We start from the raw sequence: 23,984 nt of genomic DNA, 5'->3' as shown, positions 1-23,984 counted from the left end.
CCTCCTTTAGAAACGGGTGAATCCGTAGTAATAAAAATACGATCCAGAACCTAGAAAGATTACAACTTTCGAGAAAAGCGGATCGCGTTTCCTCAGTATCCAGTCCAATCCGCCAAAAAGCAAACCGAAAACGGCGAGTGAAAATCCGAGTAAATAAAAATCCATGTATGCATACCAGATCCCCAGCGCGGATGCGAGACCTAGGGAATAGTCCTGTAGATCTCCCCAGATCCTTCTTTTGATCCTGGTCCATAAGGGCTCTTTTTTCTCTCTTTGGAAAAATCTTTTCCAGGATCTTGGGTTTCGATCTATTCCGAAAATATGATCGTACTTGGTAGAAATTTCCCAAGGTTTAAGAGTCCTTCTCTCCGGCCCCCCCAAAGGTTCAGGAGAAACTCCGTACGCCCCGCCCAAAATCTGGAGAGCGTCCTTGTCTGGAAGAGAAGATAATAAGTCTCTAAAAGGTGCAAATCTGGAATAAAGAGGATACGATCTGCCTGTGGTAAGATCGGTCTCTTTTAGAATGGATCCATCACGGATGGTGGAAACATAAATGCGGCCATTCTCTCCGGCGGCTTCCAAAGTAAGTCTGATCTTACGATCATGAAAATGAAAGTCGGCTTGGAGAATATCTCCATCCGGAGTTTTAGCTTGGTAGGATTTTGTATATCCTTTGGCTGGAGGAAACTCAGGTTTCCACCAACGTCTTAAAAGAGAATAGTCCTGGAAGGAGGCCATACAGCAACATGATCGGCCAATTTCGGATTTTGCTTTAGGCTTTGATAGTTGCTAATTTCGAGTCGGGAGAGTTCCCGATGAGGATGGCGGGCGAAAAAGACCGGGTCTTCGATTCGATTTCCCGGTCTTTAGATATTATAAGAATATCTTATTTGCCTTTCTTCTTATGACGATTCTGTCTTCTTTTTTTCTTCCTCTTATGAGTCGCGATCTTTCTTCGCTTTCTTTTTTTACCGGAAGGCATTCGGTTCTCCTGATTCTGTTCCTAACCTGCCAGGAAATTATTCGGTGTACTTTTGTAAACCTTTATTTTTACGGATCTCGGCTACCATATTCTTGATATCACCTATTCCTTCTTTAGAAGCGATGAAGAGAACATCTTCCTCTTCAACTACAACGATATCCTGTACTCCGAGTAATGCAGTGAATTCTTTTCTAGTTTGAGTGACGTTGTTTCCGGATTTATAAAATAGAATTTCTTTACCGATATGACGATTACCCTGGTTGTCTCCAGGTAATACTCTTTCTAAGGAAAGCCAAGAGCCTACATCATCCCAAGAGAAACTTGCTTCTACCATTCTGATACGAGCACTCTTTTCCATGATAGCTATATCAACCGGCTCGGATGGAAGAAGTTTGAATGCTTCTCCCAGATCTCCCATCTTCTTGAATGGAAATCTATCCTTAAGAGGTTTTAATATTTTAGGAGAATGTTTTTCAAACTCATCCAAGATCAAACTTGTCTTCCAAAGAAAGATCCCCGGGTTCCAATAGAAGTTCGCTTTTTTAATATACTTGATCGCCGTTTTTACATCCGGCTTTTCGAAGAATGATTTTACTTCGAATCCATGTTTGGTCGGTTTTCCTGAAGCGATATAACCGTAACCTACTTCAGGACGATTCGGTTTGATACCAAGAAGTACAAGATGTTCGTCCGCTTCTTTTAAAGCTTTTTGGATACTCTTAGCAAATTCTTTGTCCGAATTCACCCAAGCATCCGCAGAAAGTACAACCTGAACCGGATCACCGAACTTCTCTTGAAAATATAAAGAAGCTAAAGCAATAATAGGTGCTGTATTTTTTCCTTCAGGCTCTATGATAAAATTATTCTCTGGGAAACTTCTTTCCTGAGCAAGGATCGCTTTTTTTAAAGTGGCGTTTGTTCCTATAAAAACTCTATCAGGACTTGTGATCGTATAAGCACGATTCAAAGTCTCTTTTAAAAGAGTATTTTTAGAATATACTTTCTGGAGTTGTTTCGGAGTGGAAACTCTGGATCTTGGCCAGAATCTTTCTCCTTTTCCCCCCGCCATAATAAGTACTACGGGTTTGTCTTGTGTCATTTATTCCACCTCTTTAGGTTTGGGGGCGGACTTTTTCTTACTCAAAGATTTAGGATCTCCAAAAACCGTATCGGAAGGAAGAAGTAGTACATCCACATTCTCTCCGATATTATCATATAGTAGAAACTCTTTCATATCCGGATTCTTCTTCAGAAAATCCTTATATTGTTCCCATTTCTTTTTGGAAACTGCAAGTTTTGCTTCTTCTTGTATAGAGTAAGATTCCGCCTTTTTTAAGGCCTCTATTCTTTCTAACTTTTTAGCCAAAATATAGTTAGGATTACGGAATATATTCGCGATGAGTATCGGATCCGGAATATCCAGACTGATAATGCGAACCGATTCTATCTTAAGCCAAGGAAGTTCGTTCGAGAGAATCCTCACGATATCGTTTCTCAGGAATGCGGAGATAGAATCCTTGTTTAAATTGATATTTTTCTCGTCCTCTATCCCTGCCCTAAGTTTGGACTGAAAGATATTGGAGAGATATTTTGCTCTTCCTTGGTCTGTTTTTCCTCCGGAGAGAAAAAACTTTTTGGATCCTTCTTCCTCTAAATGAAAGGATAGATCCAGTTTCGCTCTGATCTTACCTTCTTCCGATTTTTCAGAGAATAATCCGGAAGAAAGATCGTGATGGATCTCTAACTCCAAAGCCAATGAGTTTAAGGATTCTTTACGAACGGACTTATCCCAGAACTGGATCACAGCCGGTTCATAGGCAAAGCCCGGACCACGAACAAAGGAAACTAACTTGGAATCTTGTTCCCAGACAAGCAGGGCTTCTCCTTCTTTTATAAAAAAAAGCGGATAGGATACCATTAGGATCCCCGCTAATATAAATAGAATGAAAAGTGCCCGGCCTATCTTTCGGAACATTTAGGCGGAAGGAGCTTCTTTTGCTGCTTCTTCTGTATAAAGTTTGATTACTTTGGAAGGAATGATCGTCGAGATCGCGTGTTTGTACACCAAACTCTGCTTGTTTTCCTGCTCAAGGACTATCGTAAAATTATCAAAACTTACCACTTTCCCTTTTAGAGGAACTCCGTTTAGAAGATAGATGGTCAATTCTAGTTTTTCTTTTCTAGCCGTATTGAGCAGTTGGTCCTGTATATTATTTTTAGCAGACATAGATTTTTATCCGTTTATATTTTTTATCTTTTTATACGCTTCAATCGGATGGATCGGTTCCAATATCTTTTGCTTTCGAAACCAAGTAATCTGACGTTTGGCGTAATTCCTATGAGACTGGCTTAAATTCCCAAAGAATGTCTCAAGATTGGACGTTCCTTTAATATTTTCAAGCGCGAAATTATAACCTAAGGACTGAAGGCCGGGACAATCTTCCCCGTATTTATCTGAGACCCTTTTTGCTTCTTCAGCCATTCCGGATTCTATCATTTTTCTGGCCCTGGAATCGATCCTTTCATACAATTCTTTTCGATCCAGATCTAAGAAGAAGGCCCCAAGTATATTCAAATTTTTGGAAATTAGGGCGCCGCTCCCCTCTTCTACTTTTAGTTCGGACCAAAGGGTTCCCATCCAGTTTACTTCCAATGCTCTTCCATATCTGTAGTTATCGTTTGGAAAGATTTTTTGGAGAGCTTTAGGGTCCAGCTTCTGGAGCTCTTGGATCCGCTCTTCCATACTCAAGGATTCCACTTTCACTTTTATTTCTTCACTGATTTTCGGAACAGGAAACATTCCGTACAAAAAAGCATTCAAATAGAACCCCGTTCCTGCTGTTAAAACTGGGATTTTGCCTCTGGAAAGTATATCATCCAGTGCTTCTTCTGCCTTTGTTACAAATTTTGCTGCGTCTATGGATTCGGACGGAGAAAGAAATGAAACCAGATGGTGGGGGATTTTTTCGCAGTCTTCGGAGCTTGGGGCGGCTGTCCCGATACTTAACTCTTTGTAGATCTGTCTAGAGTCGAAGGAAATAATTTCAAAACGGGAAGAATCTAATTCTCTCACCAGAGCCGTTTTTCCGGCCCCGGTGGGAGCGGTGATGATCAGAATGGAATGGAGAGAGGGAATTTATTCCTCCTCCTCTTCCTCGTCTTCCTCATCTTCAAGAGGCTCTTCTACGATGCCACCTTCTTCTTCTTCGAAACCTACTTCGGAATCGTAGTCTAAGTTTTCTTCTGGAAACTCTTCTTCTTCCACTCTGGCCGCACGGGACCTGGATTTGGAAGGAGGACGTTTACTTTGATCGGCTCCGCATTTAGGGCAGATTTTTACTTCTTTGTTTAGATCGTAGAACTTAGTTCCACAAGTATGACAGGTGAACTTTTTACCCAGAGGATTGAGGGAAGATTTGGATGCAGAAGACTTTTTAGTCCCTGCAGGCTTGCTTGTGCTAGCAACTTCCTTCTTTTTTGCCGGAGGAGTTTTTTTCTTAGGAGCACTTTTTTTCACCGGAGGTTTGGACTTCGGTGCAGCTTTTTTCTTAGCCGTTTTCTTAGCTGTTGCCATCGGAATTGACCATGCTGGAAGACACTTATTCCGATTCAAGCAGAAAAAGCAGTCAGAAATCTAGTTTCCGCTAATTTGTATTTTCTAAGAATTGGATTCGGAATACGAGGTTTATGGTCCATCTGAGCGTAAATGTAAACAAAATTGCAACTCTGAGAAATTCCAGAGGCGGAAATCATCCGGACCTGATCTATTTATCCAAACTAATTCTGGAAGCGGGAGCTCACGGAATTACTGTCCATCCCAGAGAAGACGAAAGACATATAAAAAGAAGGGATGTATTCGATCTAAGGGAGTTCCTGCACTCATACAATAGGGATAAAAAGAAGAAGATAGAATATAATATGGAAGGAGAACCTTCTCCTCGTTTTTTAGATCTCGTTCTGGAAGCAAAACCGGACCAGGCAACGTTAGTCCCAGTTACTCCGGGAGAGATCACTTCTGATCATGGTTTCGACCTGAAAAAAGATTCCTCCGAACTAAAAACATACATCCAAAAGATCCAAAACGCGGGCATTCGGGTTTCCATTTTTATGGAAACGGACTTAGAAAATCTTAAATTGGTAAAAGAAACGGGAGCTGATCGTGTAGAATTTTATACAGGTCCTTATGCCCATGCTTTCGATCAATCTCCGGAACAAGGCAAATCCGTTTTCGAATCCTTCAAAAAAGCCGCGGAGTTCCTACAGAATCAAAAGATCGGTATCAACGCGGGACACGATCTGGATCATTTCAATCTTCCATTATTCTCTCGCCTACCCGGCTTGGAAGAAGTGTCCATCGGCCACAGACTCATGTCTTATGCACTTGAAGTCGGGTTAGCTCAGTCGGTGAGAGAATATCTTACCGCTTTAAAATAGTTTCGCACAGAGGCCACGGAGGACACAGAGTTTTTTTCTCACGCAAAGACGCGAAGAAAAGAAGGTTTCTTTATAAGTCCCAAAAGAACTCTTTTCCCCTTAGCGGCTTCGCGTGAACCCGTAGCTCATTTTACTTGGAAGGGGCATCAGAAAGTTCTTTCGCGAGTTCCTTAAAAGAAGAATAATTTGAGTCTTCCGAGAGTAATAAAAAGGCTGCTTTTTTTAGATTTGCGGAAAGTAAAGATGCCTCTGAGTTTGTTTTGGCCAATTCTTCCAGGCTGGATTTAAAACTTAAAAGATGTTTTTTGGCAGAGACTTGATCCTTTGTGGAAACCGCTTTTTTGAGTTCTTTCCAGGATTGTGTGGCCTTATTCCCCGAAACTAAATCCTTGGGAGTCCGACCGAATTCCCCACTCAAGTCCCAGACTTTTTTATAAGGATGGTTCTTCTCCAGAAATTTATAATATTCGGAAGAAGGTTTGAATGTGTTCGGTTTTGCCTTAGAGACCAATTCCTTGTCCAGCCCACATTCGGCAAATATTCCCTTCGTTAAGGATTCTTTGGAAATGGACTGAATTTCTATCAGTTTGGAAACGGATTCGGAAGCTTCTGCAATATTCCCTTTTTTGCATGCGGAAATTGCAGTTTTATACAAAACTTCTTCTTGGTCTGCAAGTGCAGACTTTTCGGATTCCAGTTTTAAAGAAGAAGTGAATGCAAGTTCCTGGTAAAGAGGATCGTTTGGATCGGAATTTTTTGCTCTGACCGCATATTCCCAAGCGGATTGATTTTCTCCCAAAGAATCGTATAAAATGGATAAATTATAACAAGCGAGTCCCCTATCTTTTCTCAGGGATCTGCAGGAAGATTTTAATAAATCTAAAGAGGATTTTCTCTCTTCTTCCGTTCCGTAAAAATCTAGGATTGCCTGCTCTTGTATGAGTTCCGACCCGAACCTTCCCCCACCCGGGACGGAAACAGAAGTGCAGTAAAAAGTTCCCGCAAAGCAGAAAAAACTAAGAATACAGAACTTTTCGAAAGCTTTATAGAATAAGAGATTTCGGGGGAATAGATTGACAATGCTTGTTCCGGGTGGAAAATGATCGAAAATCAACCTTGCAAAAAGAGGACCCGATTTGAAAAGCTTGAAATCCCTCTCCTTATCCTTTCTTTCAGTTATCTTATGTACGAGCATCTTCTTCTGCCAACCTTCTTCCGGAAATTCCAAGACCACGGCAGATTTCACTCTCAAAGATTTTGACAGCGTAGTCAAGACTGTTGAGGGAAACTATATAGATAAAAATATAGATAAAAACCGCGCCTATAAGGACGCAGCGGTTTTTGCACTTCTATCCTTGCCTCATGGCCTCTATTTGTATCCGGAAAGTTATTTTACCGATCGAGAAAAATACGAAGAGTCGGATGAAATTTTCCCTGGCAAATCTTTCAAACTTTCTCCGGAGGACAAATTTGTTCTATTCGATCCGGATTATAAAGAAGTGGAGAAGATCCGAGACAGAAAACTGAAAGAAGAGTCCAACAAACCTAAACTTTCGAATGACGAGGTGCTTAAGTTAGTGGAAAGAGAGAAGGTTCGCAAAAAAGTGCTCACCGCTAAATGGGAGCAGACCAACTTCTCCAAAAAAGACTTTGATCGTGTTCTTGCTTACCTCGAAAAAAATCTACAAAATTATACCACTCCTCCACTCAAAGATCCGTTTGGAGAAGAAGACCCTAAAGAAAAAGAACCATTCAGCATCAAGGATGTATATCTAGCTGCAGCTAACGGTTATCTTTCCTCTTTAGATCCGCATAGCCAAGTATTCCTAAAAGCTGCCTGGGAAGAATCCATGGCAAAAATCGAAGACGGAAGTTTCGAAGGGATCGGGGCAATTTTAAGCGGCGGCGGTAATAAAGAAGTTATCGTAGAAAATCCATTAGAAGGAAGACCTGCAGTTACTGCAGGTGTTCGCGCCGGAGATGTGATCCTTGCAGTCGACGGAAAATCTACCAAAGGGATGTTACTCGACAAGGTAGTAGAAAGGATCAAAGGTAAAAAAGGATCCAAAGTAGTTCTGACCATCCGCAGAAAAGGAGTGGCGGGGACATTGGCTATCGAAGTGGTCCGAGATACGATCGAGATCCGAAATATCACAAGCAAGTTGATCGATAATCATCCTTATATTGGATATATCAAACTAACAGGTTTCGTAAAATCAGATCCTTCTGTTGATAAAGAATTCGTACAACATTTCAAAGAATTAGAAAAACAATCTACTTCTAAAGGAACCAAACTGAAAGCATTGGTTCTAGATCTAAGAAATAACCCTGGAGGTTATTTGGATCTGGCGATTGATCTTGCGGATATGTTCGTAACTAACGGATTAATCGTTTCCGTAAAAAGTCCGAATAGAAGTCCTGAAGATTCGAACGCAGGTAAAAAAGATCTGACTGATCTGCCGGTTGCGGTTCTAATCAATGCGAAATCCGCTTCTGCTTCTGAAATTGTAGCTTCTGCACTCAAACATCATGGTAGAGGTTTGATCCTGGGAGAGAGATCTTTCGGAAAAGCAACCGTTCAAAAACTACAAGAGTTAAGAGGAAACGGAGCTTATTATATCAAACTTACTCAGTCCAGATATTATGCACCTTCCGGGAACACGATCCAAGTAGTCGGAGTGAAACCTGATGTGGATGTTTCTTCCGAAGAAGACGGTAGTTTCCCATTCCATTATCGCGAAGAGAACATGTGGAATCACCTTCCTGAGTTACCTTCTTCCGCTGAGGAAAAAAGCCATTTCGACGTGAAAAAGCTGGATGGCTGGGTAAAATCAAACGGACAAGCGGAGAAGTTCATCCAAGAACATAAGAACGATCCGATCAAGCCTGATTTCCAATTGATCCGTTCCATAGATTACGTAGAAGCTCTTTTAAACACAGGCACAAAACGTAAGTAATTCTCAAATCTCGGCGGTATAATAGCCGCCGAATCATCTGTATAAATGCCAAGAATTAAAACCGATTTTCTAGTCATTGGGAGCGGTATTACCGGTCTTTTCCAAGCATTAAAACTTTCTAATGTAGGTCAGACAGTGATCGTGACAAAGAAGTCAGATTACGAGTCGAATACCAATTATGCGCAAGGTGGAATTGCCTCCGTTTTTGCTCAGGGGGACAAATTCGAGGATCACGTAAAAGATACCTTAGAATCCGGAGCTGGACTCTGCGATCCAGAAGCAGTCCGAGTTTTGGTGGAAGAAGGTCCTCCTCTAGTCAAAGAACTTTTAGAATACGGTGTCCCATTCAACCTGAACCAAGAAGGAGAATTCGATCTTCATAGAGAAGGCGGACATGGAACAAATCGTATAGTCCATGCTCATGACAGAACAGGTCACGAGATCGAAAAAACCCTCCTTCAGATCGTAAAACAAAACCCAAATATTAGAATATTAGAATACCATACTGTGGTAGACCTGATCACTCCGCACCATCTCAAAAAGAAAGGTCTTATTTGTTTTGGGGCTTATGTTCTTTCCAACCAAACCGGAGAAGTAATCCCGATTCTCGCGAAAAAAACGATCATCGCAAGTGGAGGGTCCGGGCAGGTTTATTCCCATACTACAAACCCTAAGATCGCAACCGGCGATGGAGTCGCTTGTGCGTATCGTGCTGGTGCAGAGATCCGGAATATGGAATTTTACCAATTCCACCCTACTTCTCTTTATCATGAAAAAGGAGATTCATTTCTGATCTCCGAAGCAGTCAGAGGAAAAGGTGCGGTATTACTTGGAATGGACGGAGAACCGTTCATGAAAAAATACCATCCGATGGCTGATCTTGCCACAAGAGATATAGTCGCAAGAGCCATAGACGCAGAGATGAAGAAGTCGGGAGATCCACATGTTTGGTTGGATATCTCACATAAACCTGCGGCAGAGATCAAAGAATCTTTCCCTTCTATTTATGCAAAATGTCTCGAGTTAGGAATAGATATCACTACTGATCCTATCCCGGTTGTTCCTGCGGCCCATTTCATGTGCGGAGGGATCGCAACTGATCTTTGGGGAAAAACAAGGATAGAAAATTTATTCGCAGCAGGAGAAGCTTCCTGCACGGGAGTCCACGGTGGAAACCGTCTTGCTTCTAATAGTTTGTTGGAATGTCTAGTATTCTCCAATCGGATCGCAGAAGAGATCCGCAAAAATCCGCCGGACTTCTTGCCTGAACATGAACAGATCCCTGCTTGGGACAAAGAAGGTTTAGTCAATACGGAAGAATGGGTATTGATCTCCCATGATCTTTCGGAGATCAAAAACACGATGTCCAATTACGTCGGAATTGTCCGCTCTAATCTACGCTTAGAAAGAGCAAAAAGAAGAATGGATTTGATCTATGCGGAAGTCAGAGACTATTATAATAGGACGATAGTCACAAATCCTCTATTAGAACTTCGTAATTTGGTTTTGGTGGCTGAATTAATTATTCGTTCTGCACTTGCCAGACACGAGAGTAGAGGACTTCATTATTCTACCGATTATCCGGAGAACAGATCCCCATCCAGACATGATACAATTCTGATCAATGATCTGGTGCATGGGGATCTTCAAGCGCCTCTTTAGTTTACCTTACACAACGAACAAAGTATCTGGTAGTCTTGCTAAAAGATTCATCTTCCCCAAATCTATCTCTGGTGAAAGATACCGCTCTAGCTGTCTTACCTCCTACATCTTGTTCATTTGCCGTTGAACTCCAATAGAATGCCTCTATTGTATCTGGGAATTTTAAAAGCATGAAGTTGCGGCTATTAGAGCTTAAATATTTTAACTCTAAGAAACTCGCCACTCTCCAGTCATTATGACTCCCTGTGTTATCATTTGCACAAGAATCTAATGCCTCTGAATTACCTGGTATACCAATCGGAGATACATTTGTGAGTGTTTGAGGAATTCCTAATGTATTACAAGAATTCAGATCAACACTACAATATTGTAGTTCTTTTGCTCCGAATGAACTTGGATTCGCTAGCGTCCCGTTTGCTCCTCTGCAACTGAAATTAGTGGCATCTCCGCTGAACACTTGGCCTTGGCTGCAAGTCTTCCACATCAAACCGCTTGTGGCATCCGTTGTTGTTCCATCTCCATTATTCGTGAAAGCTTGGAAGAAAATCGCTCCAGCGATTAAATCGCTATCATCTTCTTCTCTGAAGCCATAAGGACTACGATCTAATTTCTCTTCGCAACCCATCGCGAGCATACTAAACGCGAATAAGGTGAATAATGATCTTATTATATAATATACTTTTCTCATTTCTGTTTCCTTAGAACGCGTGGCTGAAGTTTACGAATAACTGTTCGTCTTCTCTTGATTTTGCCCAGTCGATCATGATGATCGTAGCTTGGTTCCAAGCGATCCTAAGTCCGAGACCATGTGAATATTTATAATCCTTAGTTCCGACCTTATGCTCGTCATCCCAAACACGTCCGAAGTCCATAAATGGAACTAAGTTAAATGCGAAGTATTCGTCCCCCACACGTAAGGATCCGAATTTCCATCTTACCTCGATATTACCCCAGCCCATCATTCTTCCTACGAAACGGTCTTGTTTATAACCACGGATGGTACGAATACCTCCGAGTCCTCCGATCAAACCTTCCGTTCCCCACATATTACGATATTCGAAGAATGGAACATCTCCTTCGGAAAGTCCTGCTCCGAAGCGAGAAGCGATAACGAGTTTGTCGAAAACTTTCGGGAACGGGCTCCAGAAGAATTTTCCTTGTGCAAAGTATTTTTGGAAATTGAAGTCCGAACCAAATGCCTTGCTATTTTTCTCGAATGTTCCTTCTAAGAAAACTCCACTATTAGGATCCGGTTCGAAGTCTCGAGTATCATATACTAAAGCGAGACGTACTGCGTTTACATATCCACCGTGATAACCTAAAATTTTACCTGCTTCTGCATCTTGAGTTAGGCGAGTTTTAGCGTTAGGTACATTTGCTCCATAATCCATACCTAAAACGGGATCGTAACCTGGAGCTTTCTTTCCATCAAAGGTCCTGATCATATTTTCGGAAGCTTTTATCCCTGCGACCAAACGAACGGTTCCACCAAAGAAAGATCTCTCAGTACTTAAATTGACCATAGGAGTTTCTATGATATATCCGTTGTACATTTTGTTAGTAACAACGAAACCCGGTTGGCTTGGAACCCCGTAATAGGTATTGCCTCCGAAGGAAACCGGATCCTGAGGACCTCCAGGTCTATAATAACCGAAATTTTTGCTTTGGTCAGCGAATGTAGCGTTATTAACATAATCTCCACCTGGCTGGTTTCGATCAAAATAGCTGAGAGTCTTAAGAGACCCTTCACCGATTCCAAAGTAAAGAGTGGTAGGAGTAATTGTCAGAAACGCATCCGCGCGAAGACGCCATTGCGTATTCGCAATAAACGGCATATCTAAACTGAGCTGATGGTACTGAGCGTTTTTACTCGTATTAAAATACTGAGCAAAAAACCTAACTCTGTAGGGAGTATAATCGAATAACGGATCTGATTTTAAACCGTTATTATAAGCATACGCACGAACACCAAACCCAACGCCCTCGAGTGGATCTGAATTAATCAATGGAAGTCCGGTAGGATACCAACCTTCTCTTTTTACAGCTAAATCTTTTGAACAAAGCTGTTTAGAAGTATCCATATGAAACGGCATATTTTTGCGAGCAGGAGGTTTCTCGCATCCCGGTTCAGGGATAAAATCTTGGGCGTCTATATTGAAACTTGCTACAAAACAAATCGTTAGCACCAACGATTTAATTTCTTTAATCCTCATGTACACTCCGGATCTAAGATTTTAAGTTCGTTAGTTATTAAAGTTCCAATAACTTATGTCAATTGAAAATTTCGAATTAGAGTTTTGTTGACCCCGTTCGTCACGCAAAAGTTCCCTTTCATCACAAGGGTTATAAAAAAATTAGCATATGAAACATTAGCAAAACACGTTTTCGACCCAGATATAAGGGATATATAAGTGAACCCTCGTTTAGGCAACGAGGGCATTATGAATTTGTAAATTACCTTACACAACGAACAAAATATCTGGTAGTCTTGCTAAAAGATTCATCTTCCCCAAATCTATCTCTGGTGAAAGATACCGCTCTAGCTGTCTTACCTCCTACATCTTGTTCATTTGCTGTCGAACTCCAATAGAATGCCTCTATTGTATCTGGGAATTTTAAAAGCATGAAGTTGCGGCTATTAGAGCTTAAATATTTTAACTCTAAGAAACTAGCAACTCTCCAGTCATTATGACCACCTGTGTTATCATTTGCACAAGAATCTAATGCCTCTGAATTTCCTGGAATCCCGATCGGAGATACATTTGTAAGTGTTTGAGGAATTCCTAATGTATTACAAGAATTCAGATCAACACTACAATATTGTAGTTCTTTCGCTCCGAAAGAACTCGGATTTGCCAAAGTGCCACTAGCTCCTCTACAACTGAAATTCGTAGTAGTTCCGCTGAACACCTGGCCTTGGCTACAAGTCTTCCACATCAAACCGCTTGTGGCATCTGTTGTTGTTCCATCTGGATTAGTAGTAAAAGCTTGGAAGAAGATCGCTCCAGCGATTAAATCACTATCGTCTTCTTCTCTGAAGCCATAAGGACTACGATCTAATTTTTCTTCACAACCCATCGCGAGCATACTAAACGCGAATAAGGTGAATAATGATCTTATTATATAATATACTTTTCTCATTTCTGTTTCCTTAGAACGCGTGGTTGAAGTTTACGAATAGCTGCTTATCTTCTCTAGAAACAGCGTAGTCGAACATGATGATCGTCGTTTGGTTCCAAGCGATCCTGAGCCCAAGACCTCGGGAATATTTATAATCCTTAGTCCCAACCTTATGTTCGTCGTCCCAGATTCGCCCAAAGTCCAAAAATGGAACTAAGTTGAATGCAAAGTGTTGTCCTGCAACTGAAAGGGAACCGAATTTCCAACGAAGTTCGATATTACCCCAACCCATCGCACGTCCTACGAAGCGATCTTGTTTATAACCTCTTAATGTAGTACGTCCGCCTAGTCCGGAGATCACACCTTCTGTTCCCCACATATTACGATATTCGAAGAATGGAGCATCTCCTTCAGTAACAGAGAAACCTCCACGGCCTGCGACAACCAATTTGTCGAAAACTCTTGGGAATGGGCTCCAGAAGAATTTTGCCTGAGTGAAATATTTAGAATAATCGAAATTAGATCCGAAAGTTTTTGCAGATCTTTCGTAAGTTGCTTCTAAAAACACACCTTGGTTCGGATCCGGTTCCAAATCTCTCGTATCGTAAACCACACCTAAACGAAGTGTGTTTACCATACCACCATGATATCCTAAGATCTTTCCTGAGTTATAATCTTCGGTAATTTTAGTAGTACCGCTGATCGCTCTTCCACCTGCACTGAAAGGAGAATCACCTAAGATCGGATCTGTAGCATTCGCAAGAGTTCCATCAAACGCCCTTACGATATTCTGAGACATACGAAGTCCTGCAACGAGTCGGACAGTTCCTCCGACATATGATCTTTCTCCACTCAGCATCGCTGTAGGAGAGATCAAATTATAACGGTTATACTGAGAGTCTGTCACTCTAAATCCGTTCTGCGCAGGGAATCCGTTATATACGGAACCGTTAACATCGACAGGATCTCCAGGACCACCAGGTCTAGTATAAGCCAGGTTTCTTTGTTGGTCTGCAAAAGTTGCGTTAGTAAAAACAGACCCTCCATCCTGGTTCCTATCCGTATAACTTAAGGTTTGGAGAGAAGATTCTCCTAAACCGAAGAATAACGTATTCGGGTTGGCATCATATACACCTTCTCCTCTCAAACGCCATTGTGTACCGAACACGTAAGGCGCATCGAAAGCAACGTCCTGATACTGGCGTTGTTTTGTGGTATTGAAGTACTGAGCGTAAATCCTGAATTTGTAAGGAGTATATTCGAAAAACGGATCTTCTTTTTTTCCATTATTGTATGCAAATACACGAATACCGTAACCGATCCCTGTATTCGGATCTGAATTTAAAAGAGGCAATCCGGTTGGGAACCAACCTTCCTTCTTCTTTTCTAAATCCTTTTTACAAAGTTGTCTTTTAGGACTGATATAGAATGGTAGATCCGTTCTTTCAGGAGGTTTTTCACAACCGTCCAAAAGGCCCGGATCAGCGGAGATATTTTGAGTCGAAACAAAGGCCAATATAGCAATTATGCCTATGCGAATAAGGAAATGCTTCATGCAGTAACCTGAAAATTTTTATGGAATTCGCAATGTATAATAGTATCTGACCCGATGTCAAATTTATTCCTGGAACCTTTTCTTTTGATCTAGGGTCATGGGCTTCCAAACGAACCGTATTCTAAAATTATCATATCGTTTGTTCGAAATAAGAATTTAAATTTTAACAATACTGAAATGTTTCAGTCTTAGAAAACATTTCAGTTTATAACTCGAGCAGAAATTTATGATTCGCTTAATTTGATAAGCAACTGGTCTTGGGAAACTATATCACTCGGTTGAGCGAGTACTTCTTGTACTTTAGCATCTCCCCCGGCCTTCAATGCGTGCTCCATCTTCATTGCTTCCACAACTGCAAGGGTCTGTCCTTTCTTAACAGAGTCTCCGGGCTTCACTTCTACCTTGATGATCTTTCCCGGCATCGGACTTTTAATTTCCAAAGAAGCGGTCTGTGCATCGGAAGATTCCCTTCCTCTGATCGCAAACTGGAATGTTTTTCCTTTCGTATGAATGAAAAGTTTTCCGCTTCTAAGTAATGCGACACTCCCGTCAGGTAAAGAATAAGAACCGTCCTTTCCTTCTGTCCAAGAATAATGAGTCAGAAGTGACTCCCATTTTTTTTCAGGACCGAATAATCTGGAGGAAGAATCTCCCAGATCCAATACATATTCTTTTTCTTTCCACTGAAGTCGGAACAAACGGTTCAAGATATTTCTCCCCAAACTCCGTTCGGCCCTACGGCTTCCCATACGGAGGAAGTTTTCACTGAACGGTTCGCAAGGAAAGAAGCAGTTTTCATAAGTGCCTCTTTTTCTTCTCCGGATTCTTCCCAAACTATTTTATGTTTTTCTAAAAAATGAGTATTGGTATTTCCGTTTACGAACTCGGAATGTTCCAAGATTGCTTTTAAATAATTCAGATTTGTGATCGGCCCGAATACGATTGTCTCTTCGAGGCCTGCGATCAGATTTTTACGCGCTTCTTCTCTTGTTTTTCCGATCCCGATCACTTTCGCAAGCATTGGATCGTAATAGAGAGAAACTTCGGAACCGGTAATAACCCCGGAATCCACTCTCAAATTTTGGACCTCCGGGAATCTGGCGAGTTCTATTTTACCGATGGAAGGTAGGAACTCATTCTCAGGATCTTCCGCGTACAACCGAACCTCGATCGCATGTCCACTCTGGGATGGAGATTTTCCACCTGTGAGTTTTTCGATACTCACACCTTCTGCAATTCTGATCTGCCATTCTACCAAATCAAATCCGGTTACAGATTCGGTAACTGGATGTTCTACTTGCAGTCTTGTATTCATTTCTAAGAAGTAGAATGCTCCATCTTCTCCTAAAATGAATTCAACTGTTCCAGCACCGATATAACCAATGGAAGAAGCGGCCTTAACGGCTACTTCACATATCTTTTGTTTCAGTTCAGAAGGCAAATTAGGTGCGGGAGATTCCTCCACTACCTTCTGGTGTCTTCTTTGGATGGAACATTCTCTTTCGAAAAGATGGATTACTTTTCCGGAAGTATCACCGAATACCTGAACTTCTATATGTCTAGGGTTTATAATATACTTTTCTAAAAATACTCTCGCGTCCCCAAAAGCATTTCCTGCTTCTCTTTGGGCCGATTCTAATGCGGGTAAAAATTCTTCTTTGGAAAAGACACGTTTCATTCCTTTTCCACCGCCACCGGCACTAGCCTTGATCATGACCGGAAATCCGATCCTCTCCGCTTCTTTTAACAAAACGGAATGTTCTTGGGAATCCCCTTCATATCCGGGAACAACGGGAACTCCTGCCTTCTCCATGGCTGCACGAGAACGGATCTTATCTCCCATTAGATCCACAGTTTCAGGCTTAGGTCCTAAAAAAGAAATCCCCGCTTTAGAAAGTTCTCTTGCAAATTCGGCCTTCTCGGATAAAAACCCATAACCTGGATGAACAGAATCCGCTCCGGTTTCTTTGATAGCCTTGAGTATATTAGGAATTACTAAATAAGATTTAGAAGGTTCCGACTCCCCCAAATAAAAAGAAAAGTCAGCGGCTTTTACAAAAGGTGCATCCTTATCCGCATCCGAATATACGGCTACAGTCTCTATGCCTAACCTTTTGCAGGTTTTTTGGATACGGAGAGAGATCTCTCCCCTGTTTGCGATGAGTAATCTTTTAATCACTTGGATTTAGAAGAGACAGGTTCGCGCACTGTTCCGATCTCGGAGTCTAATGCGATCTTTTCCTTGCTCATGGTTTCGTATAAGAAATCTCTAAAACTCTCCCAGCTAGCGTAAGTCCAGGGTTCGTATCTTCCTATAAATTTATATCCTACTTTAGCAAACATAGGTTCCGTTTGGTAAGTGGTGATCCCTGATTTTAAGACTACCACCACAGGGATCTTATTCTCATAAGCGAGTTTAACCATCCCTTTTTGCATAGGTTGGATAATTTCGGAATAAGAATTATGACCTTCCGGATAAACTATATAAGAAGTAGTTGAAAGTCCTTTTATTAAATTACGAACGGATACTGCGATGGTGGCTGCTTTAGAAGTTTCAAAAACCTGGGAACCCATCGCCTTCATCCACCAATAAGCTACTAAAGTTTTTTTAATCACTTGGTTCGCAAGATAAGGTTTATTCACAACTAGGCAATCATAAGGAAAATCTATTTCGTTTACATGATTTAAGAAGATCATATGACCTTTTTCAGGGATCTGCATTTCATTCTTAATCATAAGATCCGTTTTGGTCATTTTAATGACTGCGGCTCCCCAAGTTTTAGAACCCTTTAGAAAAGAGACGTACTGCTTTTCTCTATTACCTACGATCGCGTAAAAAATCCCAGCGATCATATTCGGAAATGCTACCGTAAGTACCAATCTTAAGGTTACGACATAGGTGCGTAATACCAGTTTACGATACTTCGGGGAAAACCTGCCCAAACGGCTTTCCATAAACTTGAGTGGATTCATGCGAACTATGCTTTAGTACATCACTGAACAAGGAAAGCAAATTCTTAACATAAGTCAAAGGGAGAAACACGAATGCAACAATTCATCTCCGACATAACTTACAATGTTCGCTTTAAGTAGAATGCACTTGCAGAAATAAAAAAGCCCACCTCCTTTAGGAAACGGGCCTTTTTATTTTTTCAGAAGAATGGAAAGTTCTTATTTATTAGGCTGGCTTGCAGCTGCAGCTTGTCTTCTTTTTTGAGCTCCTGGAGGAATTTTATCTCCCAGAAGTTTTTTACGAGTCTCAGCGTCCCAACGAAGATACAGTTTATTGTCGATCTCGTCGTCATAAACTCTACCTAAAATATCCACAGCGTCTCTACGATAATCGTCCGGAATTCTTTTATCGAATACAGGGCTCATTCTATTATCTGCACGAACCAGAGGATTTGTTGAGAAGTCATAAGTAACTCCTTCTACTGAAACAACTTCGCCCGGAGTGATCTCACCGATCTCATTACGGGTCTCTTCAGTCTTAGCGTCGGATCTTTGCAGAAAGTAATTATCATAAGGATACTTAAGTTTGAAAATATTCATCGCATTGGATCTTGCGTCCCTGCAAAGATTGATCGCTCCTAAATACATTTCGATACGATGTTTTCTATGCTCAGGTTGGAGTTTTTGGTGTTTCTCCAAATGTTTTTCTATCTTAAGTGCGTTATTCCTAGCTTCTTTGGCTTCTCCCAAGAATTGATAACCTAACTCCATATTTTTTTCGATGGTGTATTTATTCACCACGTAATGGAATTCTCTCGGGTTGTACATCCTGCGAGTATAAGGAGCTTCTCTATTCTCCTTAATGTCCGCGCGGATATAACTTGTTTTTCCATATTCCACGGAAATATCCACAAGTGCTCTATCCATTGGATTGTTTGGATTTTTCTTTTCGATCGCAGTTTTTAGGATCTCTTCCGTTCTTTCCACATATGCTTGTGAAAGTTCCTCGAGAAGAAGTTCCATTCCAAGCTGGGATTCCAAAAATCTACGATAAGAATTTACGAAATTCCCTTCGAAGAAATACAGAAGACCTTCTTGGTATAATCTTTTAAGTTCTTTATACTTCGCTAGTCTTTCCCCATCTGCTTGGGCTTGGCCAGTTCCGGAGGATTTTACCTCTCCAGGATAATTTTTTACGACCGGCTCTATCGCTCTTAAATACGTTAACAGCTCAATCCGCTTCTTATACGATTTCATAGAAACGGCTTCACCGTGTATAACAACTGGGGCGACTAACATCGCAATCATGAAAACGAGAAGTTTTTTCATTGGAGGACCTTTTCCTTAGCATCTTCCTGAGAAGACCGGGTTCAACCCGAAAATCGTGCTTTTCTTCTTAGTCTATCGGTTAGAATACGGTGAGAATTGACGCTTCCGGCTCGATTTTTCCGGAAATTCTTCGTATGACAGCAACTGCATTAGCCCAAGGCAAAAAAATCTCGTTTCGTAACAAAGAAGATACGGTCTGCCCTATCTGTAGCGAGGTCCACCAAAGGGAAAGTATGTTCCAAGGGGGAGGAAGGCTAATTGCCGGCAAACTCACCCAGGAATTACGTCGCTTATACGAAAAAAACAAAAAATTCGGCAGAGTTTCCCCGAACGATTACGTTCTAAACGTTTGCCCACGTTGCCTTTATACCGCATTTCCTAAGGACTGGTCAAGCCTAGATGCGGACGAACTCGCAAAATTGAGAGAATCCGCAGAGGTCCGACGTAAAAACATAGAGTCCATTATGGGACCTACTGATTTTTACCAAGAAAGAAACCTGATCTTGGGAGCAGCATCTTACTTATTAGCGATTGAATGTTACCAGTCTAGAAAAGTGACAGTAGCTCCTACCCCTAAAAAAGCGGTCTGCGCGGTTCGAGGTGCCTGGTACTTCGATGATGTAAATACAGAGTTTCCAGGTATGGGTTACGATAAGATCCGGGACCTTCTCTACCAAAAATCGGCGGGCTGGTACACGGATACAATGGAAATCATGCAGTCCGGTTCTGAGCCGGTGGATGCTGCTTCTTACCTACTCGGACCTGATACTGACAAAAACTGGGGATTTGACGGAGTCATTTATCTTTCCGCTTATCTCACAATGAAGTTCAAGGAAGAACTTGCATCGGATGCTGCTTCTAAACTGAACCTTCTAATCCGTGCAAAAAGAACTCTTTCTAGATTATACGGTTCAGGTAAGGCGTCTAAGTCCAAACCTTCCGTGATCATTGATATGGCCAAAGAACTCTATGATGAATACAATAAGATCATAGAAGAAATGGGCGGAGAGAAATAAGAGACGTTTCTCTTTTCTTCCTCCTATTTGTTTCATTCTAAGTTCCGCTCCTAACTATGACAGAAGATCCTAGAAACTATGCCTTACTAATCGAATTCGATGGTGGATGTTTTTTCGGATACCAAAGCCAAAAACAATCTCCCACAGTTCAGGAAGAAATAGAGAAGGCCTTAGAGGTCCTTCTAAAAAAACAAACTAGGATCTGGGGCGCGGGAAGAACAGACACAGGAGTCCACGCCAGGGGAATGATCGTAAATTTTAAAACAGATTCCTCTATCCCAAACCTGTCGAAGTTCCTACTTGGAATAAACGCACTCACCGACCGGGGTCTGGCTATTCACGAGATGACAGAAGTTCCCCTGAACTTCAATTCTCAGTTTTCCTGTACTGCAAGAGAATACGAATACCTTTTAGTGAACGCGAGGTTCCCAAGACCGGTTTGGAAAAACAGAGCGTTCTGGTACCAACATCGGATTGACGTTTCCCGCTTAAGAGAAGAACTGGAACTACTAAAGGGAGAGCATGACTTTAGAAGTCTGGCAAAAGCCACTTCGATGCGGAACCGCAGGAGCACGACTCGGGTCATTTATGATGCTAGCCTTTTAGAAAGTGAAGAAGAGCCCGGACTTCTCCGCTTACGGATCAAGGCGAACGGTTTCCTCCATAATATGGTCCGGATCCTGACCGGAACACTTTTTGAAATAGCGATAGAGAAGCGCAAAGAGACGAATATATTGAAAATACTTTCTTCCAAAGATAGAACCATAGCAGGGATTACCCTCCCCCCTTACGGATTGTATTTTCTAAAAGCGTACTACGATTCTTTCCCTGAGATAGATCGGATGTACCAAAACAGAAAAGAATTCGGCGGGGTTTCGAGATGAAAAAACTTCTGCCGATCGCATTTTTACTTTTTCCTTGGGCACAAACGTTCTCTTATCCGGACCAACTGGATAATAAGACTGTAAAATATCTGGGAGGAAACCCTGTTTCTCCTCCTATGGATTTTAATAAGATAGGGAATAGCTTTAAGAATGGAGAATTGATCCTGGCACAAGCAGGTGGAAATTTACCTTCTTCCGGACTTTCTCGCTCTGATAAAAAAGACGGCACCGACGACGAAGAATTAGAAGAAGAACTTCCTACATTCTATGATAATAGAAAAGCGGAAATAGGCGCCTGGGTTGGAGCTTCTAACCCGTTCCCTGGATCGGAAGCTCAGAAATATTTGGATACCACTTTGGGCGGTGGATTCTTCTACAGAGTTCCTTGGCCTTGGATTTTTTATGTAGAGATAGGTGCTTCCTATTCTAACTATTTGTCCAGATCGGAAAGAGCACTTACTACTATCCCGGTCTATTCCGCACTCTGTTATAAAATTCCTTTGGAACTTCCGATCACATTTATGGTGAAGGCGGGATTCGGAGAAACCTATGTGGTTGCAAGACCTGCAAACACTTCCCGCTGGGACAATACATTATACGCAGGATTTGAGGCAAGTTTCGTGGCGGGGAAAAAGCTACGGATCGGTATTCGACTGGATTATAATAAAATTTATGAATCAGATTTAAATTCACCTGCGGAAACAAAATATCCTTATGTGGGTCCTACTGTGGATTCCAGGTTAAGTAACCCGTATTATTACAATAAAGTGGATACGGAATTTTTCCATTTCGGTTTAATGGTGAGCGTATTCTTATGATTTCCAAAGCGAATCGTCTTCTATGTCTTTCTTCCTTTTTATTAGCATTCTTTTCGGATTGTAAGGTAGGACATTGGGAAGGAAATGCCACTGATAATCCTGTAATTAGTACCCTTTTCAATAATAGAATGTTACTTCTAATGAAAGGTACTTACGCCACTGATAGTCCCTTAGAATTTTCAGAATATAATAATGGAACCGGAAATGTTTACGAGGATCCTTCCGGAGATCCTACTTTTAATCTAGCCGGTCTTCCTAAGGCAGCAAATCTTCCTATCTTTATCGATATAGGTGAAATACGTATTTCTTCCAAATACCAAGACGGTTTAAATAATCTTTCTCAGATCAGAACTGTTGCGGCTGCAAAAGCATTCTGGGATAATATTGCCCCGAACAGAGAAGTATATTGTACACAACCTTATACATTGAATGCAAACACTTGCCGATCCCTGAACGGCGAATTCAAAATGATCCAGTTCTTAAACGGAGAAGGAGCAGAATTCCCTTCTAACGATCCTACTTCCGGAACCAGTACAGGACTTGCGAGCCAGTATTATTATACGGGAACTTATATCCGTTCATTGGTTACCGGCTGGGGAAATGCACCTGGCGTGGACCTGACAAAAGTAACTTTCTTTGATAACTATGGAGTATACGGATTTAATATAGTTCCGAGGCTCGCTTATTCCGCAGGGACTACTGACAAATCCGGTTATCCATTAGTATTTCCTCTTCTCTATTCGATACAACCCGGAGAAGCGGATATGGATTTTAAACCCGGATACGAACCTTATATTTTCGAAGTTAGAATGAACCTTAAGGAAAATCTAATGGTTCACTCCATCAAGGCTGCGGACGGAAGTACTGCTGCTACCTTAATCTCTATCAGCGATTGGAAAGTAAACCACGCCGGCCAATCCGATATGGGCGGAGGGATTTTATCCAGGTCCAGGACAATTTATCCAAGTGGCGCTTCTTCTTTGGCGATCACAGGTGGATCCGGAAATTTAACTCATTATTTTGCAGTGTTTAGAGAGAATGAAACTGATATTCTTACAAAACTTCCATTAGCAGCGACTCCTGCAAGAAATGGAACAGTCAAGATGAAGTACATCAATCCTGGAACTCATAAGCTGTATTGTCTGGCTGATACCGGAAACCTGGACGGCTTCCCGGATACGATGGTAGGAACTCCGCTCACATTTTCCGTTCCGGAAAACGGAAATATGAGCACGATCTCTTTATCTTATTCTTGTCCTTAAACTTTTCCTAATATCTCTTCCTGTCTTCCCATAAGTCTGACAGAAAGTCTAGGTCCGATCTCTTGTACGATCCTGGATGCAACGTAATTTCCCCATCTTGCCGCATTCTCAGGCGAAAATCCGTGTGTAAGTCCATAGAGCACACCTGCAGCAAAACTATCCCCTGCTCCGGTTGTATCTAATAGTTCCTGAACAGGAAAGCCACCCACATGACTAATCGTCCCATTTACGGATACGAATGCGCCGTTAGCGCCATCCGTCATCATCACATTTTTACATAGTGAAGAGATAAATTTTAAAGCGTCTTCCTTGGACTCGGTAGCAGCCAGCGCTTTTGCCTCTTCTGCATTACAAAAAACTAAATCACAATATTCTTTAGTAAGTTTTAAAAAATCCTCTCTGGAGCGGTTTACACAGAATGGGTCACTAAAAGTAAATGCTACCTTTACTCCCGCTTTTTTGGATTCTTCCATTGCAAGAAGACAAGCTTCCTTAGTAGAAGGTCCGTCCCAAAGGTATCCTTCTACATAACTATAAGAAGACGCCTTCAGTTTTTCCAGATCCAGATCTTGTTTGGTCAATGTGGAAGAAATTCCCAAGTGAGTGAGCATTGTTCTTTCCGCATCAGGAGTTGTAAGAATTACGCAAGTTCCGGTATGTCCTTCTTTGGAAGGAGGAACTTCAAATAATATCCCGGCCTTCTCCATATCCTGTTTATAAAATTCTCCGTAAGTGTCCTCACTTACCTTTCCTGTATAAGTTCCGGTTCCTCCGGAATTTGCGAGTGCGATCATAGTATTTGCAGCGCTTCCACCTGATCTTAATTCTTTTTTATGTCCGTCTAAAGCGGTAAGAACTCCACCCTGCACTTCTGCGTCCACCAGGGTCATAATCCCCTTGTTCCAGCCCATTTTTTGTAAAAAAGAATCTTCGGTAGGGATTAAAATATCCACAAGTGCGTTCCCTATCCCGAATACGTCGTAATGTCTCATTTTTTCTCCGATATTAAATAT

The 23,984-nt window shown here is 41.6% G+C and carries 22 protein-coding genes and 1 pseudogene; 7 read left to right on the top strand and 16 right to left on the bottom strand.

All coding sequences use genetic code 11. The features are described from left to right. Positions 1-6: 6 nt before the first annotated feature. The 6 genes from EHO58_RS18415 to EHO58_RS18390 form a co-directional block, all read right to left on the bottom strand. Positions 7-738 (bottom strand): hypothetical protein, encoded by a 732-nt coding sequence (locus tag EHO58_RS18415; RefSeq protein WP_135627349.1) that lies wholly within the window; start codon positions 736-738, stop codon positions 7-9. A gap of 281 nt (positions 739-1,019) precedes the next feature. Further along, positions 1,020-2,081: a mannose-1-phosphate guanylyltransferase gene (locus EHO58_RS18410; RefSeq protein WP_135627350.1), complete on the bottom strand. Its 1,062-nt coding sequence runs from the start codon at positions 2,079-2,081 to the stop codon at positions 1,020-1,022. Continuing rightward, a complete protein-coding gene (locus EHO58_RS18405; protein ID WP_244241230.1) occupies positions 2,082-2,900 on the bottom strand; it encodes a hypothetical protein in 819 nt (272 codons plus the stop codon). A 57-nt stretch (positions 2,901-2,957) separates the two neighbouring features. Next, positions 2,958-3,209 carry an RNA chaperone Hfq gene (gene hfq / locus EHO58_RS18400; protein ID WP_008592014.1) on the bottom strand — a complete coding sequence of 84 codons (252 nt, stop codon included), beginning with the start codon at positions 3,207-3,209 and terminating at the stop codon, positions 2,958-2,960. Between the two features lie 6 nt (positions 3,210-3,215). After that, on the bottom strand, positions 3,216-4,097 hold the full coding sequence (gene miaA, locus EHO58_RS18395; protein ID WP_167483240.1) for a tRNA (adenosine(37)-N6)-dimethylallyltransferase MiaA: 882 nt from the start codon (positions 4,095-4,097) through the stop codon (positions 3,216-3,218). Between the two features lie 21 nt (positions 4,098-4,118). Then, positions 4,119-4,556 (bottom strand): TIGR02300 family protein, encoded by a 438-nt coding sequence (locus EHO58_RS18390; RefSeq protein ID WP_135627353.1) that lies wholly within the window; start codon positions 4,554-4,556, stop codon positions 4,119-4,121. Between the two features lie 113 nt (positions 4,557-4,669). On the opposite strand from EHO58_RS18390, the gene EHO58_RS18385 reads away from it, so the two are divergent. Then, on the top strand, positions 4,670-5,416 hold the full coding sequence (locus EHO58_RS18385; RefSeq protein ID WP_135680890.1) for a pyridoxine 5'-phosphate synthase: 747 nt from the start codon (positions 4,670-4,672) through the stop codon (positions 5,414-5,416). 130 nt (positions 5,417-5,546) lie between these two features. Here the strand turns inward: EHO58_RS18385 and EHO58_RS18380 are convergent, their stop codons facing one another. Next, on the bottom strand, positions 5,547-6,440 hold the full coding sequence (locus EHO58_RS18380) for a hypothetical protein (protein ID WP_135680975.1): 894 nt from the start codon (positions 6,438-6,440) through the stop codon (positions 5,547-5,549). A 112-nt stretch (positions 6,441-6,552) separates the two neighbouring features. Between EHO58_RS18380 and EHO58_RS18375 the strand changes: the two genes are divergently transcribed. Beyond that, the gene (locus tag EHO58_RS18375) at positions 6,553-8,373 is read left to right on the top strand and encodes a S41 family peptidase (protein ID WP_135680889.1); all 1,821 of its coding nucleotides are present in this window, start codon (positions 6,553-6,555) and stop codon (positions 8,371-8,373) included. Positions 8,374-8,418: 45 nt separating this feature from the next. Continuing rightward, positions 8,419-10,035, top strand: coding sequence for an L-aspartate oxidase (nadB, locus tag EHO58_RS18370; protein WP_135627356.1), 1,617 nt, complete (start codon positions 8,419-8,421; stop codon positions 10,033-10,035). Between the two features lies 1 nt (position 10,036). On the opposite strand, the gene lsa25 (EHO58_RS18365) is transcribed toward nadB, so the two are convergent. The 8 genes from lsa25 (EHO58_RS18365) to EHO58_RS18330 all read right to left on the bottom strand — a co-directional run bounded on the left by lsa25 (EHO58_RS18365) (position 10,037) and on the right by EHO58_RS18330 (position 18,991). Then, positions 10,037-10,723 (bottom strand): surface adhesin Lsa25, encoded by a 687-nt coding sequence (lsa25, locus tag EHO58_RS18365; RefSeq protein WP_135680888.1) that lies wholly within the window; start codon positions 10,721-10,723, stop codon positions 10,037-10,039. Between the two features lie 10 nt (positions 10,724-10,733). Next, entirely contained in the window at positions 10,734-12,248 is a 1,515-nt protein-coding gene (gene omp85, locus EHO58_RS18360; protein WP_135680887.1) for an Omp85 family outer membrane protein, read from the bottom strand. A gap of 241 nt (positions 12,249-12,489) precedes the next feature. Continuing rightward, positions 12,490-13,176, bottom strand: a complete 687-nt coding sequence (gene lsa25, locus EHO58_RS18355; RefSeq protein ID WP_135680886.1) for a surface adhesin Lsa25 — start codon at positions 13,174-13,176, stop codon at positions 12,490-12,492. 10 nt (positions 13,177-13,186) lie between these two features. Then, positions 13,187-14,710 carry an Omp85 family outer membrane protein gene (gene omp85 / locus EHO58_RS18350; protein ID WP_135627359.1) on the bottom strand — a complete coding sequence of 508 codons (1,524 nt, stop codon included), beginning with the start codon at positions 14,708-14,710 and terminating at the stop codon, positions 13,187-13,189. 224 nt (positions 14,711-14,934) lie between these two features. Next, positions 14,935-15,417, bottom strand: a complete 483-nt coding sequence (locus tag EHO58_RS18345) for an acyl-CoA carboxylase biotin carboxyl carrier protein subunit (RefSeq protein WP_135680885.1) — start codon at positions 15,415-15,417, stop codon at positions 14,935-14,937. After that, positions 15,414-16,889, bottom strand: coding sequence for an acetyl-CoA carboxylase biotin carboxylase subunit (locus tag EHO58_RS18340; protein ID WP_135680884.1), 1,476 nt, complete (start codon positions 16,887-16,889; stop codon positions 15,414-15,416). Before EHO58_RS18340 ends, EHO58_RS18345 begins: the two co-directional genes overlap by 4 nt. After that, the gene (locus EHO58_RS18335; protein WP_135627362.1) at positions 16,886-17,683 is read right to left on the bottom strand and encodes a lysophospholipid acyltransferase family protein; all 798 of its coding nucleotides are present in this window, start codon (positions 17,681-17,683) and stop codon (positions 16,886-16,888) included. The genes EHO58_RS18340 and EHO58_RS18335 overlap by 4 nt, the downstream gene beginning before the upstream one ends. A gap of 198 nt (positions 17,684-17,881) precedes the next feature. After that, positions 17,882-18,991, bottom strand: coding sequence for an LIC11274 family protein (locus EHO58_RS18330; protein WP_135627363.1), 1,110 nt, complete (start codon positions 18,989-18,991; stop codon positions 17,882-17,884). Positions 18,992-19,125: 134 nt separating this feature from the next. Here EHO58_RS18330 and EHO58_RS18325 point away from each other — a divergent pair, with 134 nt between their 5' ends. From EHO58_RS18325 to EHO58_RS18310, 4 genes and pseudogenes are all read left to right on the top strand, one after another. Next, positions 19,126-20,007, top strand: a complete 882-nt coding sequence (locus EHO58_RS18325) for a DUF2225 domain-containing protein (RefSeq protein WP_135627364.1) — start codon at positions 19,126-19,128, stop codon at positions 20,005-20,007. A 56-nt stretch (positions 20,008-20,063) separates the two neighbouring features. After that, positions 20,064-20,891 carry a tRNA pseudouridine(38-40) synthase TruA gene (truA, locus tag EHO58_RS18320; RefSeq protein ID WP_135680883.1) on the top strand — a complete coding sequence of 276 codons (828 nt, stop codon included), beginning with the start codon at positions 20,064-20,066 and terminating at the stop codon, positions 20,889-20,891. A gap of 179 nt (positions 20,892-21,070) precedes the next feature. Continuing rightward, positions 21,071-21,709, top strand: a pseudogene (locus EHO58_RS18315) (hypothetical protein); the annotation flags it as partial. After that, entirely contained in the window at positions 21,706-22,971 is a 1,266-nt protein-coding gene (locus EHO58_RS18310) for an LIC11270 family surface protein (RefSeq protein WP_135680882.1), read from the top strand. The pseudogene EHO58_RS18315 and the gene EHO58_RS18310, both read left to right, overlap by 4 nt. On the opposite strand, the gene EHO58_RS18305 is transcribed toward EHO58_RS18310, so the two are convergent. Then, the gene (locus EHO58_RS18305; protein ID WP_135627368.1) at positions 22,968-23,963 is read right to left on the bottom strand and encodes an adenosine kinase; all 996 of its coding nucleotides are present in this window, start codon (positions 23,961-23,963) and stop codon (positions 22,968-22,970) included. The two genes, EHO58_RS18310 and EHO58_RS18305, sit on opposite strands and share 4 nt — an antisense overlap. Positions 23,964-23,984 lie beyond the last annotated feature (21 nt).

It is taken from the genome of Leptospira selangorensis, assembly GCF_004769405.1.
Taxonomy (GTDB): Bacteria; Spirochaetota; Leptospiria; order Leptospirales; family Leptospiraceae; genus Leptospira_B; species Leptospira_B selangorensis.
This window is presented reverse-complemented; position numbering and strand designations above follow the sequence as displayed.

Bases quoted from the DNA above. Each gene is read 5' to 3' on its own strand.
- EHO58_RS18390 (WP_135627353.1), bottom strand. From the start codon at position 4,556: ATGGCAACAGCTAAGAAAACGGCTAAGAAAAAAGCTGCACCGAAGTCC.
- EHO58_RS18405 (WP_244241230.1), bottom strand. From the start codon at position 2,900: ATGGTATCCTATCCGCTTTTTTTTATAAAAGAAGGAGAAGCCCTGCTT.
- EHO58_RS18385 (WP_135680890.1), top strand. From the start codon at position 4,670: ATGGTCCATCTGAGCGTAAATGTAAACAAAATTGCAACTCTGAGAAAT.
- EHO58_RS18335 (WP_135627362.1), bottom strand. From the start codon at position 17,683: ATGAATCCACTCAAGTTTATGGAAAGCCGTTTGGGCAGGTTTTCCCCG.
- EHO58_RS18410 (WP_135627350.1), bottom strand. From the start codon at position 2,081: ATGACACAAGACAAACCCGTAGTACTTATTATGGCGGGGGGAAAAGGA.
- EHO58_RS18415 (WP_135627349.1), bottom strand. From the start codon at position 738: ATGGCCTCCTTCCAGGACTATTCTCTTTTAAGACGTTGGTGGAAACCT.
- EHO58_RS18310 (WP_135680882.1), top strand. From the start codon at position 21,706: ATGATTTCCAAAGCGAATCGTCTTCTATGTCTTTCTTCCTTTTTATTA.
- hfq (WP_008592014.1), bottom strand. From the start codon at position 3,209: ATGTCTGCTAAAAATAATATACAGGACCAACTGCTCAATACGGCTAGA.
- EHO58_RS18305 (WP_135627368.1), bottom strand. From the start codon at position 23,963: ATGAGACATTACGACGTATTCGGGATAGGGAACGCACTTGTGGATATT.
- lsa25 (WP_135680888.1), bottom strand. From the start codon at position 10,723: ATGAGAAAAGTATATTATATAATAAGATCATTATTCACCTTATTCGCG.
- lsa25 (WP_135680886.1), bottom strand. From the start codon at position 13,176: ATGAGAAAAGTATATTATATAATAAGATCATTATTCACCTTATTCGCG.
- nadB (WP_135627356.1), top strand. From the start codon at position 8,419: ATGCCAAGAATTAAAACCGATTTTCTAGTCATTGGGAGCGGTATTACC.
- omp85 (WP_135627359.1), bottom strand. From the start codon at position 14,710: ATGAAGCATTTCCTTATTCGCATAGGCATAATTGCTATATTGGCCTTT.
- truA (WP_135680883.1), top strand. From the start codon at position 20,064: ATGACAGAAGATCCTAGAAACTATGCCTTACTAATCGAATTCGATGGT.
- EHO58_RS18325 (WP_135627364.1), top strand. From the start codon at position 19,126: ATGACAGCAACTGCATTAGCCCAAGGCAAAAAAATCTCGTTTCGTAAC.
- EHO58_RS18330 (WP_135627363.1), bottom strand. From the start codon at position 18,991: ATGAAAAAACTTCTCGTTTTCATGATTGCGATGTTAGTCGCCCCAGTT.
- omp85 (WP_135680887.1), bottom strand. From the start codon at position 12,248: ATGAGGATTAAAGAAATTAAATCGTTGGTGCTAACGATTTGTTTTGTA.